The sequence below is a fragment of the Actinocorallia aurantiaca genome (assembly GCF_039533685.1).
Classification (GTDB): Bacteria; Actinomycetota; Actinomycetes; order Streptosporangiales; family Streptosporangiaceae; genus Actinocorallia; species Actinocorallia aurantiaca.
In genome coordinates, this window is record NZ_BAAATZ010000015.1 from 138015 (window position 1) to 153176 (window position 15162).

General features: G+C 70.8%; 20 protein-coding genes. 12 read left to right on the forward strand and 8 right to left on the reverse strand.

The features are described from left to right. Nucleotides 1–90 precede the first annotated feature (90 nt). On the forward strand, nt 91–486 hold the full coding sequence (locus ABD327_RS19985) for a DUF485 domain-containing protein (RefSeq protein ID WP_344452039.1): 396 nt from the start codon (nt 91–93) through the stop codon (nt 484–486). After that, nucleotides 483–2168, forward strand: a complete 1686-nt coding sequence (locus tag ABD327_RS19990; RefSeq protein ID WP_344452040.1) for a solute symporter family protein — start codon at nt 483–485, stop codon at nt 2166–2168. The genes ABD327_RS19985 and ABD327_RS19990 overlap by 4 nt, the downstream gene beginning before the upstream one ends. A gap of 27 nt (nt 2169–2195) precedes the next feature. Here the strand turns inward: ABD327_RS19990 and ABD327_RS19995 are convergent, their stop codons facing one another. Continuing rightward, a complete protein-coding gene (locus tag ABD327_RS19995; RefSeq protein WP_344452041.1) occupies nt 2196–2885 on the reverse strand; it encodes a Crp/Fnr family transcriptional regulator in 690 nt (229 codons plus the stop codon). Between the two features lie 288 nt (nt 2886–3173). Between ABD327_RS19995 and ABD327_RS20000 the strand changes: the two genes are divergently transcribed. The 3 genes from ABD327_RS20000 to ABD327_RS20010 are packed head-to-tail and all read left to right on the forward strand — an operon-like array spanning nt 3174 to nt 5276. Further along, nucleotides 3174–3386, forward strand: a complete 213-nt coding sequence (locus tag ABD327_RS20000; RefSeq protein WP_344452042.1) for a hypothetical protein — start codon at nt 3174–3176, stop codon at nt 3384–3386. Beyond that, nucleotides 3376–4620, forward strand: a complete 1245-nt coding sequence (locus ABD327_RS20005; RefSeq protein ID WP_344452043.1) for a sensor histidine kinase — start codon at nt 3376–3378, stop codon at nt 4618–4620. The genes ABD327_RS20000 and ABD327_RS20005 overlap by 11 nt, the downstream gene beginning before the upstream one ends. After that, a complete protein-coding gene (locus ABD327_RS20010) occupies nt 4617–5276 on the forward strand; it encodes a response regulator (protein ID WP_344452044.1) in 660 nt (219 codons plus the stop codon). Before ABD327_RS20005 ends, ABD327_RS20010 begins: the two co-directional genes overlap by 4 nt. Here ABD327_RS20010 and ABD327_RS20015 read toward each other — a convergent pair. From ABD327_RS20015 to ABD327_RS20025, 3 genes are all read right to left on the reverse strand, one after another. Further along, nucleotides 5240–5710, reverse strand: a complete 471-nt coding sequence (locus ABD327_RS20015; protein WP_344452045.1) for a MarR family winged helix-turn-helix transcriptional regulator — start codon at nt 5708–5710, stop codon at nt 5240–5242. The two genes, ABD327_RS20010 and ABD327_RS20015, sit on opposite strands and share 37 nt — an antisense overlap. Before the next feature lie 69 nt (nt 5711–5779). Further along, nucleotides 5780–6169: a DUF2809 domain-containing protein gene (locus ABD327_RS20020; protein WP_344452046.1), complete on the reverse strand. Its 390-nt coding sequence runs from the start codon at nt 6167–6169 to the stop codon at nt 5780–5782. 88 nt (nt 6170–6257) lie between these two features. Next, a complete protein-coding gene (locus tag ABD327_RS20025) occupies nt 6258–6617 on the reverse strand; it encodes a DUF3817 domain-containing protein (protein ID WP_344452122.1) in 360 nt (119 codons plus the stop codon). 262 nt (nt 6618–6879) lie between these two features. On the opposite strand from ABD327_RS20025, the gene ABD327_RS20030 reads away from it, so the two are divergent. Further along, on the forward strand, nt 6880–7500 hold the full coding sequence (locus tag ABD327_RS20030) for a ClpP family protease (protein WP_344452047.1): 621 nt from the start codon (nt 6880–6882) through the stop codon (nt 7498–7500). 1 nt (nt 7501) lies between these two features. Beyond that, nucleotides 7502–8089, forward strand: a complete 588-nt coding sequence (locus ABD327_RS20035; RefSeq protein ID WP_344452048.1) for a ClpP family protease — start codon at nt 7502–7504, stop codon at nt 8087–8089. Between the two features lie 4 nt (nt 8090–8093). Here ABD327_RS20035 and ABD327_RS20040 read toward each other — a convergent pair whose 3' ends face one another. Continuing rightward, complete coding sequence (locus ABD327_RS20040) at nt 8094–8474, reverse strand: helix-turn-helix domain-containing protein (RefSeq protein ID WP_344452049.1); 381 nt, start codon at nt 8472–8474, stop codon at nt 8094–8096. A 257-nt stretch (nt 8475–8731) separates the two neighbouring features. On the opposite strand from ABD327_RS20040, the gene ABD327_RS20045 reads away from it, so the two are divergent. The 4 genes from ABD327_RS20045 to ABD327_RS20060 all read left to right on the forward strand — a co-directional run bounded on the left by ABD327_RS20045 (nt 8732) and on the right by ABD327_RS20060 (nt 12004). Further along, nucleotides 8732–9046: a YciI family protein gene (locus tag ABD327_RS20045; RefSeq protein WP_344452123.1), complete on the forward strand. Its 315-nt coding sequence runs from the start codon at nt 8732–8734 to the stop codon at nt 9044–9046. Beyond that, a complete protein-coding gene (locus ABD327_RS20050; RefSeq protein WP_344452050.1) occupies nt 9043–10320 on the forward strand; it encodes an RNA polymerase sigma factor in 1278 nt (425 codons plus the stop codon). Before ABD327_RS20045 ends, ABD327_RS20050 begins: the two co-directional genes overlap by 4 nt. A 122-nt stretch (nt 10321–10442) precedes the next feature. Further along, nucleotides 10443–11084: a maleylpyruvate isomerase family mycothiol-dependent enzyme gene (locus ABD327_RS20055; protein WP_344452051.1), complete on the forward strand. Its 642-nt coding sequence runs from the start codon at nt 10443–10445 to the stop codon at nt 11082–11084. Between the two features lie 221 nt (nt 11085–11305). Beyond that, nucleotides 11306–12004 (forward strand): nitroreductase family protein, encoded by a 699-nt coding sequence (locus tag ABD327_RS20060; protein ID WP_344452052.1) that lies wholly within the window; start codon nt 11306–11308, stop codon nt 12002–12004. A 19-nt stretch (nt 12005–12023) separates the two neighbouring features. Here ABD327_RS20060 and ABD327_RS20065 read toward each other — a convergent pair whose 3' ends face one another. Next, a complete protein-coding gene (locus tag ABD327_RS20065) occupies nt 12024–12311 on the reverse strand; it encodes a DUF1330 domain-containing protein (protein ID WP_344452053.1) in 288 nt (95 codons plus the stop codon). Nucleotides 12312–12338: 27 nt separating this feature from the next. Next, on the reverse strand, nt 12339–13916 hold the full coding sequence (locus ABD327_RS20070) for a serine/threonine-protein kinase (protein WP_344452054.1): 1578 nt from the start codon (nt 13914–13916) through the stop codon (nt 12339–12341). A 200-nt stretch (nt 13917–14116) separates the two neighbouring features. Between ABD327_RS20070 and ABD327_RS20075 the strand changes: the two genes are divergently transcribed. After that, nucleotides 14117–14734 (forward strand): TetR/AcrR family transcriptional regulator, encoded by a 618-nt coding sequence (locus ABD327_RS20075; protein ID WP_344452055.1) that lies wholly within the window; start codon nt 14117–14119, stop codon nt 14732–14734. A gap of 6 nt (nt 14735–14740) precedes the next feature. Here the strand turns inward: ABD327_RS20075 and ABD327_RS20080 are convergent, their stop codons facing one another. After that, nucleotides 14741–15106, reverse strand: coding sequence for a DoxX family protein (locus tag ABD327_RS20080; RefSeq protein ID WP_344452057.1), 366 nt, complete (start codon nt 15104–15106; stop codon nt 14741–14743). Between the last annotated feature and the right edge of the window lie 56 nt (nt 15107–15162).

Sequence of the window (15162 nt, forward strand, 5' to 3'; positions counted from 1 at the left end):
CGGAGTCGGATGGCTGCAGACTGCTGGTGAGGTGGGGAGGCCGGGATGGCCGGGGGCTCGGCGCCGCGACCGCGGCGGGGAAGTGAACGGGTGGGCGGGCATGAGTGCTCGATCATCGTCGGCGACCGGAGGTTCCGGCTGCTGAAGAAGCGGTTCCGGCGGCTCACCTCGGTCCTCGTCGTGGTGTTCCTCGGGTGGTATCTCGCCTACATCGGGCTGTCGGCGTTCGCGCGGGGGTTCATGGCGCGGCCGGTGATCGGGAACGTCAACGTGGCGCTGGTGCTGGGGATGCTGCAGTTCGTCTCGACGTTCCTGCTGGCCTGGTACTACTCGCGCTACGCGCGGCGGAGGCTCGACCCGCTGTCGGCGCAGATCCGGCAGGAGGTGGAGCGCCGGCGGGAGGCGTACGCGCGGATGATGGCCGAGAGGCAGCTGCTGGAGGGGTGGAACGCGGCCGACGAGACCGCGGGCGGGGGGCGCCGGTGATCTCCACCACGGGTGACGGGCGGGTGCTGACGCTCGCGCTGTTCGTCGTGTTCATCGCCATCACGCTGGGAGTCACGTTCTGGGCGCGCGCCAACACGCGCAGCGCCGACGACTTCTACGCCGGCGGGCGGGCGTTCTCCGGGGTGCAGAACGGGGTGGCGCTCGCCGGGGACTACATGTCGGCGGCGTCGTTCCTGGGCATCGCGGGGCTCATCGCGCTGTCGGGGTACGACGGTTTCCTGTACTCGATCGGCTTCCTGGTGGCGTGGCTGCTCAGCCTGCTGCTGGTCGAGATGATGCGCAACGCTGGACGTTTCACCATGGCGGACGTCCTGTCGTACCGGGCCAGGAGCCGGCCGAAGGTGCGGACGGCGGCGGCCGTCTCGACGGTCACCGTGTCGGTGTTCTACCTGCTGGCCCAGATGGTCGGGGCGGGCGCGCTGGTCTCGCTGCTGCTGGGCATCCACGCCGGGGACTCCTTCCTCGGGCTGTCCGCGGAGGCCGCCAAGACCCTCACCATCGTCGGCGTCGGCATCATGATGATCTTCTATGTGATGTTCGGCGGGATGAAGGCCACCACCTGGGTGCAGATCATCAAGGCGGTGCTGCTCATCGTCAGCACCGCCGTGCTGACCGTCCTGGTGCTCAGCCGGTTCGGCTTCAACCTCAGCACCATGCTGGGAGCGGCGGCCGACGCCAGCGGCTCGGCCGGGTTCCTGCAGCCGGGCGGGCGGTACGGGCAGGACGTGCGGGGCGACACCGTCCGGACCGTCCTGAACAAGCTCGACTTCATCAGCCTCGCGCTCGCGCTGGTGCTGGGCACGGCGGGCCTGCCGCACATCGTCGGGCGGTTCTTCACCGTCCCGGACGCCCGCGCCGCGCGCCGTTCGGTGAACTGGGCGATCGGCCTGGTCGGCGTGTTCTACCTGATGACGCTGGCGCTGGGGTTCGGGGCGGCGGCGCTGGTGGGGCAGCGGGCCATCTCCGAGCAGGACCCGGCGGGCAACACCGCGGCGCTGCAGCTCGCCCACGAGCTGGGCAGCCACCTCGGCGGGCGGCTCGGCGGCGACCTGCTGCTGGCCTTCATCGGCGCGGTCGCGTTCGCGACGATCCTCGCGGTGGTGTCCGGGCTGGTGCTGGCCTCCTCCACCTCGCTGGCGCACGACTACTTCGGCCACGTGCTCATGCTCGGCCGGCCCCGCGAGTCGCAGGAGGTCGCGGTCGCCCGGATCTCGGCGTTCCTCATCGGCTCGCTGGCGATCATGCTGGCGGTGGTGGCGCGGAACCTGAACGTCGCGTTCCTGGTGGCGCTGGCCTTCGCCATGGCCGCCTCGGCCAACCTCCCGGCGATCGTCCTCTCACTGTTCTGGAAGCGGTTCACCGCGACCGGGGCGCTCGCCGGCATCTACGGGGGGCTGGGCAGCAGCCTCGTCCTGGTGCTGCTGTCCCCCGTCGTCTCCGGGAAGGTCGACCCGGTCACCGGCCAGAACCTGTCACTGCTGCCGGAGGGCGTCGACTTCCAGCTGTTCCCGCTGGAGAACCCGGGGCTGGTGTCCATCCCGTTCGGGTTCCTGTGCGCGTTCGCGGGCAGCTGGCTGAGCAAGGAGAAGGCCGAACCGCAGGGCTACGACGAGCTGTCCGTGCGCTCCCTCACCGGACTGGGCTCCCACCGTCCGGCGTGACGCGCGAGACTCCCTCACACCGGGGTCTCAGCTGCCTTCCCACAACGCGCCCAGGCCGTCGAGGTCGAGCACGACGATCTTCCGGTAGTGGGTCCTGACCAGCCCCAGGGCGCGGAACTCGTGCAGGTGCCGTTCGGTCGTCGCCTCGCTCGCCCCGGCCAGGCTGCCGAGTTCGAACTGGCTCAGCGGCAGCGGGATCTCGACGCCCTCCTCCGCGGGCACGCCGTGGGTGACGGCGAGTTCGTGGAGGGTCTTGGCCAGCCGGGTCCGCGCGTCCCAGGCGCGGGCCTGGATCCGGCGCTCCATCGTGGCCCGCATCTTGCCCAGCACCCCATCGTAGAAACGTCTCGTGGCGCCGGGGAAACGGTCGTCGAACTCCCGGTACCGCCGCACGCTGATCCGGATCGCGATGACGGTGTCAACGGTGATCACGCTGGCCGTGCGCCTGCCTCCGTCGAGCACCGCGAACTCGCCGATCAGGTCGCCCCTGGCCCGGACGGCCATGATCGCGGGGATGCCCTCCGGGGTGGTCATCACCACCTTCACGTAGCCGTCCAGCAGGACGAAGAGCTCTCCGGCGGGTTCTCCCTGGCGCACCAGGTGGGAGTCGGGCGGGAACTCGATCTCGGTGCCGGACGACAGCAGCGCCTCGCGCTCCTCGGGCCGCAGCGCCGCCATCACGCTGGCCGGGGGCCATGGTCCGGTCCTGCCCACCATGAGTCCATGGTGGCACGAAGCGCCCCGTTCAAGGGCGGAAACCGGTGCCCCACCCGGTTTCCGCCCTCACCCCCATCGATCGGCCAGGAAGACCGGCCCCCGGCCGGTGATCCTTCTTCCTCCGCCACCCGCAAGCCTGGCGTATCCGGCCTTTCCGAATTCCCTCACAAGCGGGATTTGTCCCTGTCCCTCTCACGGACTACGGATGAAGAGCGCTCCTGCGACGGACGCCGTACCGAGACCGCGGAATCTACCTTCGACCACATCCCCGAACGATGAGGAGACGGTGTGATCGAGGTACGCGAACCGCACAAGCGTTACGGCGCCAGGAAGGCCGACGGGGTTCGGGGACCCGCAGGGCCGGATCAGCGGGCGTCGCCACAGGTGGTTCCGCAGAAGATGACGCAGACTTCGGATATGACCACACAGAACGCCGGAAACCTCGGAGCGCGGCCGTCATTCGGCCTCGCCGCCGTTCGTCTGGCGCACCGTGACGCCTGACCTTTCGGCGCTGCTGCGCGGGCTGCGTTCGGACCTCTCGCCGGGCGCGGGCACACCGCTGCTGCCGAGGCACGGAAGGGTCCGGACGGCTTGGCTGCCCCACATGCTCGTCGCGGTGCTCGCGGTGATGCTGGCCGGGGTCTCCTGGCACACGCTGATCGAGGACTTCGGTGTACCGAACCAGGTCGCGGCCGCGGTCGGCGTCATGCAGGCGTCGTCGCTGCTGTTCGCGCTCTACTGGCCGATGTCGGGCTGGTGGCTGTCCTTGGGGATGCTGGCCGTCGCGGCCATCGTCGCCGAACCCGTAGACGGATCCCTGTGGCCGGGGCCGAATCTGGCGACCCACTTGTGCGTGCTGGCCTTGGTCGCGCTCGCCGTACAGCCTCGCGTGCTGGCGGAGATGTGGGTGCTGACGCAGCTCTCCGGGCTGGTTCTGGCGCTCTTCCTGCCCGAACGCGACGTGCCGGCGGGCGTGGTCGCCATGGGGTTGTTCTCGGGGGCCGTACTGCTCACCGTCGGAGCGCTGCGGGCGCGCGCCGAAGCCCTTCGGCGCCTGGCCGCCGAGGTGCGTACGAGCGACGAGGAGCGGATCCGCAGAGCACGTCTGGAAGAGCGGGCACGGATCGCCCGCGAGTTGCACGATGTCGTCGCCCACCACATGTCCGTGATCGCCATCCAGGCGGAAGCCGCCCCTCATCGCGTCGACGAACCGCCTCCGGAGCTCGCACGCGCGTTCGGCACGATCCGGCAGAACGCGGTGGAGGCCATGACGGAACTGCACCGGATACTGAAAGTGCTGCGCGGAGACGAAGCGGGTGAAACGGATTCGCCTCAGCCCACTTTGGGACTCCTGGACGAACTGCTGTCCGGAGTGCGTGGAGCAGGACTTCAGGTGACGGTGAAGGTCGTCGGCCAACGTCGGTCACTGCCTTCAGGTGTCGAACTGTCGGCGTACCGGATCATCCAGGAGTCCCTCAGCAACGTCCTGCGGCACGCCCCCGACGCGCCTGCGGAAGTCGTCCTCGATTACAAGCGTGAGTGTTTCGACCTACGGGTGCGCAACGGCCCGTCTTCGGTTCCGCCTACGCCGGCGGAACGGCCGGGACACGGGCTGCTCGGCATGCGGGAGCGAGCGGGCATGCTGGGAGGAGAGTTCACCGCAGGCACCGAACCGGACGGCGGTTACGCCGTCCGCGTCTCCCTTCCCGCTCCGTCCGGAGGGCATCCGGCATGACGATCCGCGTGGTCCTCGCCGACGACCAGGCCATGGTCCGTGAAGGCTTCTCCGTTCTGCTGGGCTCCCAGCCGGACATCGAGGTCGCGGGCGAGGCCGTCGACGGCCGGGACGCGGTGGAGCAGGCCGAACGGCTGGCCCCCGACGTCCTCCTCATGGACATCCGCATGCCCGTCCTCGGCGGCCTGGAGGCGACCCGTCTCGTCTGCGCGCTCCCCTCGGCGCCGAAGGTGCTCATCCTCACGACCTTCGACCTGGACGAGTACGTCTACGAGGCCCTCCGCGCCGGGGCCAGCGGCTTCCTGCTGAAGACCGCCACCGGTCGGGCGCTGGCCGAGGCCGTCCGTGTGGTGGCGGCCGGAGACGCCCTGCTCTCCCCCGGCGTCACCCGGCGCCTCATCACCGAGTTCGCCAGGCTCGGGCCGGCCCGGCCCACCGACGTCCGCATCAAGGAGCTCACCGACCGGGAGACGGAGGTCCTGGTGCTGCTGTCCCGCGGCCTGTCGAACACGGAGCTCGCCGAACGCCTCGTCGTCTCGGAGCAGACGGTGAAGACCCACATCAGCCGCCTTCTGGCCAAGCTCGGCCTGCGCGACCGCACGCAGGCCGCCGTCTTCGCCTACGAGAGCGGACTCGTCCGGCCCGGCGTGGAGTGACGGGCCGGCGGGTGTTCCCGCACCCGGCCGATCAGCCGGTCCGCGACCGACAGGAAGGCGGCGAGGTCCTCCTCCGGCATGTCGGAGAACAGTCGCGAGGCGCTTTCGCGGTAGCCGTTCTGGACGCCGTCCATCGTCTCGTTGCCCTTGTCCGTCAGCGAGACGATGGTGGCGCGGCGGTCGGAGGGGTGGGGGTTGCGTACCGCGTGGCCGCAGGCTTCCAGCGCGTCGACCAGGCCGGTGATGTTGCGCGGCGTCACGCCCACGGCGTCGGACAGCTCCCGCTGCGTCATGGGCCCCTGGCGGTGCAGCGCCCACAGCACCGAAGCCCTCGCACGGGACAGGCCGCGCTGCGCCAGCCCCCGTTCCATGAACTCCGATGTCGCCGCCGACAGGGCGAACAGGTGGTCCAGCGCGTCCCGCTCATCGTGCAACTGCTTCACTATTTCGCACCCTCCATTATGGAGAATAACGTGTACGCGCGGGGGCGGCGGCTTCCCCGCTCAGGCGGGCACCGGAAATCCGGGCCGGATCACCGCGTGGATCCCCCCGACGAGGATCGCGCCGAGCACGTAGGGCAGCAGATCGGGCGCGTTGAAGGTGGTGCCGAACACCAGCCGGGACAGGAAGCTCCGCTCCGCCCACTCGGCGGGCCACGGCGTGAGCTGGAAGAACTCCACCGCCCAGCACAGTCCGGCGGTCGCCAGGACGAACGGGACCGGCCTCAGGCGCGGCAGCACCAGCAGGATCAGCAGGCCGACGAGACAGGCGTACAGCACGCCTCCGGCGTACTCTCCGGCCTTCCCGAAACCGACGAGAGTGATGCCCAGTCCCACCGCGAGGGTCGCCACGGCTCCCGCCACCACCACGAGCCGAAACCGCAGCATGTCCATGGCTTGATGAGACGGCCCCGCCTCTTCTCCGGTTCGCCCGGCTTCCGCCGACGCCGCTCCGGCGGAGCCCGTCCGGGTGAGGAAGAGGTCAGGCCTTGGCGGGCGGCTGGTCCGCCAGGGCGGCGGCCGGTCCCACGGGCGGGGCGAGACGGCCGCTGCGGCGGGCCCAGACCTCGAAGACGACGGTCGCGAAGGGCGGCACGGCGGCGGCCAGGGCGAACACCGTCGTCCAGAAGAAGGACCACTTCAGGCGCACGGCGGCGAGGATCGCCACCAGGCCGTAGAGCACGAAGACCCCGCCGTGCAGCGGACCGAAGATCTTGACGCCCAGCTCGGTGGTCTCCGGCACGTACTTGAAGTACATGCCGATCAGGAGACCCGCCCAGGTGAACGCCTCGACGGCGGCGATCACGGAGAAGGCGCGGGCGAGGCGGCGGTCCGACGCCATGGCCTTGTCACTCAACTTCGGGTCCTTTCACAGGGTGTGGTCGCCGAATCCGCAGGAGCGGCTCACGCGGCCGGGGGCCATCAGCGCGGCGAAGGTCATCGCAAGGATAAGGGCGGTCCCGCGGAGGCCCGATCCGGGTCCGTGATCGCCGAGAGCGTCATTTCTCTGCCGTCGGCAGAGGAACCTGGGCGGCGCCCGGACGGACGCCTAGCGTCGGATCCGAGGCCGGAGATCCCGCCTCACCGAGACCGGGGAGAGACCCATGCACCAAGCCGTCGACGGGCCCGTCCTCAGCGGAGGATCGCTCGATGACCAGTTGGCCTCGCAGCTGCTCCGGCAGCGCATCATCGTCCTGGGGACCGAGGTCGACGACCAGGTCGCCAACCGGATCTGCGCGCAGCTCCTGCTGCTGTCGGCGGAGGACCCGCGCAGCGACATCAGCCTCTACGTCAACTCGCCCGGAGGGTCCGTCAGCGCCGGGCTGGCCATCTACGACACGATGCGGCTCATCCCCAACGACGTGAGCACGCTGGTGCTGGGGCTGGCCGCGAGCATGGGCCAGTTCCTGCTGACGGCGGGGACGGCCGGCAAGCGGTTCAGCCTGCCGCACGCCCAGGTGCTCATGCACCAGGGGTCCGCCGGGTTCGGCGGCACCGCCGCCGACATCGAGATCTACGCCGGACAGCTCGAGCGCATCGGAAGGCTGATGACCCGGCTGACCGCCGAGCACACCGGGCAGCCCGAGGAGAGGGTCGAACGCGACAGCAGGCGGGACGCCTGGTTCGACGCCGAGGAGGCCCTGGAGTACGGGTTCATCGACCGCATCGTGGAGCGGGTGGACGACGTCCGGCCCTCGCTCGTCCGCCAGAAGGTGGGGCTTTGACATGAGCCAGTACCTGGTCCCCACGGTCGTGGAGAGGACGCCCGGAGGGGAGCGCGCCTTCGACATCTACTCCCGGCTCCTCTCGGAGCGGATCATCTTCATCGGCACCGAGATCGACGACGGCGTCGCCAACGTGGTGATGGCGCAGCTCCTCCACCTCGAATCGGCGAGCGGAGACGTCGACATCAACCTCTACATCAACTCGCCCGGCGGATCCTTCAGCGCCCTGACCGCGATCTACGACACCATGCACTTCGTCAAGCCCGACGTGACGACGACGTGCATGGGGCAGGCGTCGTCCGCCGCGGCCGTCCTGCTGGCCGCCGGGGCCCCCGGGAAGCGAGCGGTCCTGCGGCACGCGAAGGTGCTGCTGCACCAGCCGTCGAGCCAGGCGCGGGGCACGCTGCCCGACCTGGCGATCCAGGCGAAGGAGGTCGCCACGGTCCGGGCCGAGATGGAGGAGATCCTCAGCCGGCACACCGGTCACCCGGTGGCCAAGATCCGGGAGGACACGGACCGGAACCGGACGTTCAGCGCGAGCGAAGCCGTCGACTACGGGCTGGCCGACCAGATCATCACCACCCGCTGACCGCTCACGCGGCCAGGCAGAAGGTGTCGCCGGCCCTGCGGGCGGGCCGCGCGGCCCGGCGGCCGAGCGCGACGTCCAGCCTGAGGACCCGTTCACGGCGGGCGCGGTCGGCCGCCAGGTCGCGTCCCACCTCGGCCAGCACGTCCGAGAGCTCCAGGCGCAGGGCGTCGCAGACGGCCGCGAGCACCTCGGAGGAGGCCTCCTTGCGACCCCGCTCCACCTCCGACAGGTACGGCATGGAGATCTTCGCGGACCTCGCCACGTCCTCCAGGGTGCGCCCCTGCTCGCGGCGGTTCCGGCGCAGCACGTCGCCGAACATCGTCCTCAGCAGGGGCCGGGCGCGCGGCCCCGCCCCGTCCTCATCATCGAAGGCCGGACCAGGCATCCGTCTTCTCCTCCCCGCCGGCGAACGCTTCCCTCAGCTCTACCCCGGAGCTCCGCGGACGGGAAGGGGGTTTCGCCCCGGGCGTAGGGCCGTCGGCTTTTCCACAGATCACGGCCGGGGCCTCCGGGCGGATGCGGATTCGGGCACGATCGGTTCGTGGAAGCCGACGCCGTCGCCGTCCTTTTCCGGGGACGCCGTTCGTCGTCACTTCGCCAGAACCACACCGGTACCGCTGTTCGGGAGGATCCGTGAAGTACATGCTGTTGATCTGCGGGGACGAGTCCGCCGCGGAGCACGCCGAGGACGGGTGCGGCGGCTGGTCGGAGGAGATGCTGGAGCGGGGGGTCCTGCGGGGAGGCGGCGGGCTGCGGCCGCCGTCCGAGGCGACGTCCGTCCGGGTCCGCGACGACGAGGTGCTCCTCACCGACGGCCCGTTCGCCGAGGCCAAGGAGCAGATAGGGGGCTTTTGCATCATCGAGTGCGGCGATCTCGACGAAGCCGTCGAGATCGCCGCCGGGCACCCGGCCGCGGGCTACGGCACGATCGAGATCCGGCCGATCCGGCAGCCGTGACCGCCCCGCACGACGCCCGGACGGCGGTCACCGAGGCCTTCCGGGACGAGTGGAGCCAGATCGTCGCGACCCTCATCCGGGTGACCGGCGACTGGGACCTCGCCGAGGAGTGCGCCCAGGACGCCTTCGCTCTCGCCCTCCAGCGCTGGGAGTCCGACGGCGTGCCCGGACGGCCGGGCGCCTGGCTCACCACGGTCGCCCGCAACCGCGCCGTGGACCGTCTGCGCCGCGCCGCCGTCGGCGAGGCGAAACTCAGGGAGGCGGCCGCCATGGCCGTGGCGCCCGTGCCCGCGCACCCGCCCGACGGGACCGTCCCCGACGATGTGCTGCGCCTGATGTTCACCTGCTGCCATCCGGCCCTCGCGCCGGAGGCCCGGGTCGCCCTCACTCTGCGCGCCCTCGCGGGGCTGACCACCGCCGAGATCGCCCGCGCCTTCCTGGTCACCGAGCAGACCATGTCCAAACGCCTGACCAGGGCCAAGCAGAAGATCAAGCACGCGGTGATCCCCTTCCGGGTCCCGCCGCCCCACCTGCTTCCCGACCGGCTCACATCCGTCCTGAGCGTGCTCTACCTCCTGTTCAACGAGGGCTACTCGGCGACCTCGGGGGAGGATCTCGTCCGCCGGGACCTCGGCGCCGAGGCGATCCGCCTGGCCCGCGTCCTCACCCGCCTGATGCCCGACGAACCCGAGGCCGCGGGTCTTCTGGCCCTCATGCTGCTGCACGACGCCCGCACTCCCGCCCGCACCGCCCCGTCAGGCGACCTGATCCCCCTGGAGGAACAGGACCGCTCCCTCTGGGACCGCCCCCGCGTCGAGGAGGGCCTGGCCCTCCTCGACGCGGCGCTCGCCCGCCGCTCCCCCGGCCCCTACCAGGTCCAGGCCGCCATAGCCGCCTGCCACGCCACGGCCCTCGCCCCCGCCGACACCGACTGGCCGCAGATCGCCGCCCTCTACACCCGCCTCCACCGCCTCGTCCCCTCCCCCGTCGTCGCGCTCAACCGCGCCGTGGCCGTCGGCATGGCCGCCGGACCCGCCGCCGCCCTCCCCCTCCTCGACGCTCTCCGCTCCTCGGGCTCCCTCTCCGGCCACCACCTCCTCCCCGCCGCCCGGGCGGACTTCCTCCGCCGCCTGAACCGCCCCGCCGAAGCCGCCGCCGCCTACCGCGAGGCCCTGTCCCTGGCCCCCACTGCGGCCGAACGCCGCTACCTCACCCGCCGCCTCGCCTCCCTCCCCCCTACCGCCCGGCCTCGCCTCGCCGATCGTGAGGCTTGAGGGAAGGGGAATCTCTCTGGAACGGGTGTCCGTCGGCGGTCCGTCCGTTCGTCGGTGGGGTGACGGGTCCGGAGCCGGGTCGCCGGAGAGGCGGGTCGGCACGACTTCAAGCGAGGTCTGGCATGGGTGCGGGTTCGAGCGAGGCAGAGGTCAGGGAGCACATCGCGGCGGAGAGACGGGAGTTGGCGGAGCTTCTGGAGGGCCTGCCGGCCGAGGCGTGGGACGCGCCGAGTCTCTGTGCCGGATGGAGGGTGCGGGAGGTGGTCGCGCACATGACGATGCCGTTCCACTCCTCGACCTGGCGGTTCTTGAGGGAGATGGTCCGGGCGCGGGGCGACTTCAACCGGATGGCCGACCGGTGTGCCCGGCTGGACGCGGAGAAGTGGCCTGCGGAGGAGTTCGTCTCGATGCTGAGGAAGAACGCCCGCCATCCGTGGAAACCGCCAGGCGGGGGCTTCCAGGGCGCGCTGTCCCACGACGTGATCCACGGGCTGGACGTCACGCTGGCGCTCGGCGTCGACCGGCGGGTGCCCGAGGAGCGGCTGCGTCTCATACTGGAGGGCTCGGACTCCGCGCGGAGCCGCAGGTTCTTCGGCACCGACCTGGAGGGGGTCCGCCTCCAGGCCGACGACATGGAGTGGGCCTCGGGATCCGGGCGGCCCCTGATCGGGCACGCCCAGGACCTCCTTCTGGTGATCTGCGGCAGGAAGCTGCCGGAAGGGCGGCTGCGCGGCGAACCGGCCGCCCGCTTCACCTCGGTCTGAGCGCTTCCCGCCTCGAACCGCTCGGGGCGGGGACCGCGGGGCGGCCGGCGGGCCGCAGGTCGATGGTCACCGGATGGTCTCGTCTCCGTTGGGAACGGAACCGGTGCCGGAAAAGCTTGCCCCTGAGGTAGTTGATCCTTTTATGATCAACTTGGGGGTGGTGGGAACGTTCGCCGCTCCCGTTCGTGTTCGTGGCGCGCCATCACCTCTGGAGTCGCAGAATGTCCGCTGAGCAGACCTCCTCCACCTCCGAGGACTCGGGAGTGCTTCCCCTGTCCGGGCTCGAACTCCTGACGACCACGCGAGCCGTCCGCAAGCGGCTGGACCTCGCGCGACCCGTCTCCGACGACACGCTGCGCGAGTGCGTGCGGATCGCGCTGCAGGCACCCGCGCCCTCCAACAACATCGCGGTGCGCTTCGTCATCGTCACCGACCCCGAGGTGCGGCGGAGGCTCGGCGAGCTCTACCAGAAGGGCTACAGCGTCTACCGGCAGCTGGACGGCATCTACATCGGCAGCATCTCCAAGGAGGACGAGGCCGAACAGGAGCAGCAGCAGCGGACCACGGTCTCGGCGGACCACCTGGCCGAGATCATGCCGGAGGTCCCGGCCATCGTCGTCGGCTGCGTCACGGGCCGGAGCGAAGGCCTGGGCCCCTGGATCACCTCGTCGCTCCTCGGCGGCGCCATGCCCGCGGTCTGGTCCTTCATGCTCGCCGCGCGCCTGCACGGGCTGGGCACCTGCTGGACGTCCGTGCACCTCGAGCAGGAGAAGGCCGTCGCCGAACTCCTGGGCATCCCGTTCGAGGGCGTCACCCAGGTGATGCTGACCCCCGTCGCCCACTACACGGGCGAGACCTTCAAGCCCGCCGCCCGCCCCGACCCCGACGCCTTCATCCACTGGAACCGCTGGCAGGACTGACGGCGGCGCCGTCCGCGGCTCAGAGTCCCTTGGCGAGGACGACGACACCGGTGGTGGCGGCGATCCTGTCCTTGGAGATCTCCTGGTACTCGGGGGAGTACGCCCACTTCTCGAAGGCGTCCTTGTCCTCGAAGGACATGAGGACGACCTTGCCGTAGGGCCAGTCGCCCTCGATGACCTCGGGCCGCTCGTCCGCGGCGAGGAGCCGACCTTCGTACCTGATGAGGACGTCCAGGAAACGGGCGGCGTAGGAGTTGTAGCGCTCGCGGTCGTGGATGGAGATCTGGGCCATGGCGTAAACCGTCATGGCCGGATGCTACCGAATTCCATTCGGTCATTCGGCTGGATAGAGGCGCAGGACCTCGCCCTTGGCGTCGGCCAGCACATAGCCGCCTCCGTAGTCGTCGCTCAGGTACACGAGCATCGCCGGCTTGTCCTCCGCGAACGTCCAGGTGGGTTTCACCACGATGTAGCGGTTCTCCGGGTCGGGGACGTTGAGCTTGCGGTCGGCGGTGCGCAGGAGGTGGGGAACGGCATCCCAGGCGAAGATGCGCAGGCTCACGGCATCCTCCCCGCCGATACCGCTCCCCTGCCGCTCGACCTTGCCGTTCCGATAGAAGTACCTGTCCGCTCCCTTGCTCCGTCCCGGGACGGGCACCTCCGCGTAGGCGTACTCCTCGTAGACGGTGAAAGAGGTGAACCGGTCACTCCCCGACGCCTTCTCGAAAGCGCTGATGACCTTTCCGATCGCCGCCGGAGTCAGCAGGGACGCCGGTTCCGCGGGAGCGTCGTTCCCGGTGACCGTCACCGGGGTGGAGGGCTCGGGCGTCGGAGCGGTCAGGACCGCTCTGTCATCGTCGTCCGGGAAACCCGTGGACGAATCCATAAGCCGGTAGGAGAAGGCCCCCAGCGCGACGACTAGGGCCAAGGCTCCGGCCCCGGCGAGCAGCGCGAGGGGTTTGGCGTTCCGGCGCCGCGGCGGCGCGAAGACCGGCACCGTGGGCGGGATCGGCCCCGGCGGGAAGGCGGGCGCGGTTCCCCCGCCTCCCGGGGGAACCGGCAGGGGCGAGGGGTGCGTCGGCAGCCCCTCGGCCCTGGCCAGCATCTGGTCCAGCCGCGCCGCGTCGGGCCGCGCCGCCGGGTCCGGGACGAGCAGCGCGCCGACGGCCTCCGTCAGCGGTCCCGCCTGCCGGGGCGCCGGGATCCGTGCGGTCATGACGGCGGCCAGCGTCGCGGCCAGGGTGGTGCGGCGCACCGGGTTGTGGCCTTCTACCGCCACGTACAGCAGCATGCCGAGCGACCACAGGTCGGAGGCCGGGTCTCCTTCCGTGCCGTGCAGGCGTTCGGGGGCGATGTACTCGGGCGAGCCGACGAGCCCGCCCGTCGCCGTCACCCGTGACGCCTCCTCGAGCACCGCGATGCCGAAGTCGGTGAGGACGGGGCTGCCGTCGGTGCGCAGCAGCACGTTCGCCGGCTTGATGTCGCGGTGGCAGATGCCCGCCCGGTGCGCGGCCTGGAGCGCCGCGAGGATCCCGCGTCCCACCCGCGCCGCCTCGGAGGGCGTCAGCGTCCCCCGCGCGAGGCGGTCCTGGAGGGATTCGCCGCGGACGAGCTCCATGACGAGCCAGGGGTACGGCATGTCCGGCGAGTCGATGATGTGATGGATCGTCACTACATGGGGATGGTCGATCCGCGCCAGCGCCCGCGCCTCCCGCAGCACCCGCTCCCGGTACATCCCGGCGAGCGCCGCGTCGTCCGGCGGCGCCTCGCCTCCGCCCGGCCGCACCTCCTTGAGCGCGACCTCGCGCTGGAGTGCCAGGTCCAGCGCGCGCCAGACCGTTCCCATCCCGCCGCTGCCGAGCCGCCCCAGCAGCTCGAAACGACCGTCCACCACACTCCGCTCGGAAGTCACGCGGACAGCCTAGAACTCGTGCGTGTCATCTTTCAGTACGACTTCGACACCGCGAGATCACGTACACCGCCCGCCGGTCGCCCCAGCGGATTCCGAACCGGCACCCAAGCGGAATCATCACTCTCCGTAGAACGAGACCGAGGGCGGCACCACCCGACCCGCTGATCACACACACCCGGCGATTACATAGAGTGATACTCATGGAGGGTGTGGAAGAGGACCGGTTCCTCGAGGTCGCGACGCGGTTGTTCGCCGAGCTGGGGTTCGACGGGACCCCCATGCAGCTGATCGCGGACGCCGCCGGAGTCGACGTGGAGACGCTGGTCGAGCAGACCGGCGACAAGTCCCGGCTGTACCGGAAGGTGATGCTGCGGACGCACGCACTCGAGCGGGCGGCCCTGACCGAGGCGGCGGCCTCCTTCACCCCGACCCGGCAGGGGGTGATCGCCCTGGTCGACGCCTACCTCGACTTCCACGTCGCACATCCGCAGGTCCTGGCGTTGTGGATGCACCGCTGGATCGGCGACGCCGCCGACATTCCCGGCCCGGAGGGGCAGGTGCGCACGCTGTCGACCCTGATGGCCGCCACGGCGCAGGGCGTGGCGGCGCCCGGCGTCGACCCCGAATACCTGGTCTGGACGATCGTGTGGTGCGTGTTCGGGTACCTGTCCGGCGGGATCCAGCATCCAGGCCCTTCCAGCTACCACGCCCGCGGGGAGCCGCTCAGCCCGCAGGCGCTGGCCGGTTTCCGCGCCTACCTGCACGTCCTGATCACCCGCATGACGGTCACCTCCGGGGACGGGGAAGAGGCGTCCTGAGCGGCGTCACTCCGCGTCGCGGGCCACCTTCAGCGCCCAGAGGACCAGCGGGAGCTGCAGGGGCAGCCGAGCGTAGGCGACGGTGCGGGGCAGAGCGGGCCGGTTCCGCCAGTCGATCGCCATCTTGACGTTCGCCGGGAAGACCGCGGCGAACAGCCCGGCGGCGGCCAGGGCTCCCGCCTTCCTCGTCCGGGGCGCGGCTACGGCCGCGGCGACGGCCAGTTCGGCGACACCGCTGAGGTAGGTCCAGGTGCGGGGGCCTCCGGGGAGGTTCCGGGGGACGATCGTGTCGAAGGACCGGGGGGCCAGGAAGTGCAGGGTCCCCGCGCTCGCGAGCAGGGCCACCAGGTTGCGCGTTGCGGGAGTGGTCATGCGCCCCATTGTTCACTCGCCTTCCCCGCGCGGAAAGAGCCTTCGACACCTTTATG

Excerpts from the sequence above, each read along its gene's own strand:
- ABD327_RS19995 (WP_344452041.1), bottom strand. The coding sequence starts at position 2,885 with ATGGTGGGCAGGACCGGACCATGGCCCCCGGCCAGCGTGATGGCGGCG.
- ABD327_RS20010 (WP_344452044.1), top strand. The coding sequence starts at position 4,617 with ATGACGATCCGCGTGGTCCTCGCCGACGACCAGGCCATGGTCCGTGAA.
- ABD327_RS20020 (WP_344452046.1), bottom strand. The coding sequence starts at position 6,169 with ATGGACATGCTGCGGTTTCGGCTCGTGGTGGTGGCGGGAGCCGTGGCG.
- ABD327_RS20025 (WP_344452122.1), bottom strand. The coding sequence starts at position 6,617 with ATGGCGTCGGACCGCCGCCTCGCCCGCGCCTTCTCCGTGATCGCCGCC.
- ABD327_RS20030 (WP_344452047.1), top strand. The coding sequence starts at position 6,880 with ATGCACCAAGCCGTCGACGGGCCCGTCCTCAGCGGAGGATCGCTCGAT.
- ABD327_RS20035 (WP_344452048.1), top strand. The coding sequence starts at position 7,502 with ATGAGCCAGTACCTGGTCCCCACGGTCGTGGAGAGGACGCCCGGAGGG.
- ABD327_RS20040 (WP_344452049.1), bottom strand. The coding sequence starts at position 8,474 with ATGCCTGGTCCGGCCTTCGATGATGAGGACGGGGCGGGGCCGCGCGCC.
- ABD327_RS20045 (WP_344452123.1), top strand. The coding sequence starts at position 8,732 with ATGCTGTTGATCTGCGGGGACGAGTCCGCCGCGGAGCACGCCGAGGAC.
- ABD327_RS20055 (WP_344452051.1), top strand. The coding sequence starts at position 10,443 with ATGGGTGCGGGTTCGAGCGAGGCAGAGGTCAGGGAGCACATCGCGGCG.
- ABD327_RS20060 (WP_344452052.1), top strand. The coding sequence starts at position 11,306 with ATGTCCGCTGAGCAGACCTCCTCCACCTCCGAGGACTCGGGAGTGCTT.
- ABD327_RS20065 (WP_344452053.1), bottom strand. The coding sequence starts at position 12,311 with ATGACGGTTTACGCCATGGCCCAGATCTCCATCCACGACCGCGAGCGC.
- ABD327_RS20075 (WP_344452055.1), top strand. The coding sequence starts at position 14,117 with ATGGAGGGTGTGGAAGAGGACCGGTTCCTCGAGGTCGCGACGCGGTTG.
- ABD327_RS20080 (WP_344452057.1), bottom strand. The coding sequence starts at position 15,106 with ATGACCACTCCCGCAACGCGCAACCTGGTGGCCCTGCTCGCGAGCGCG.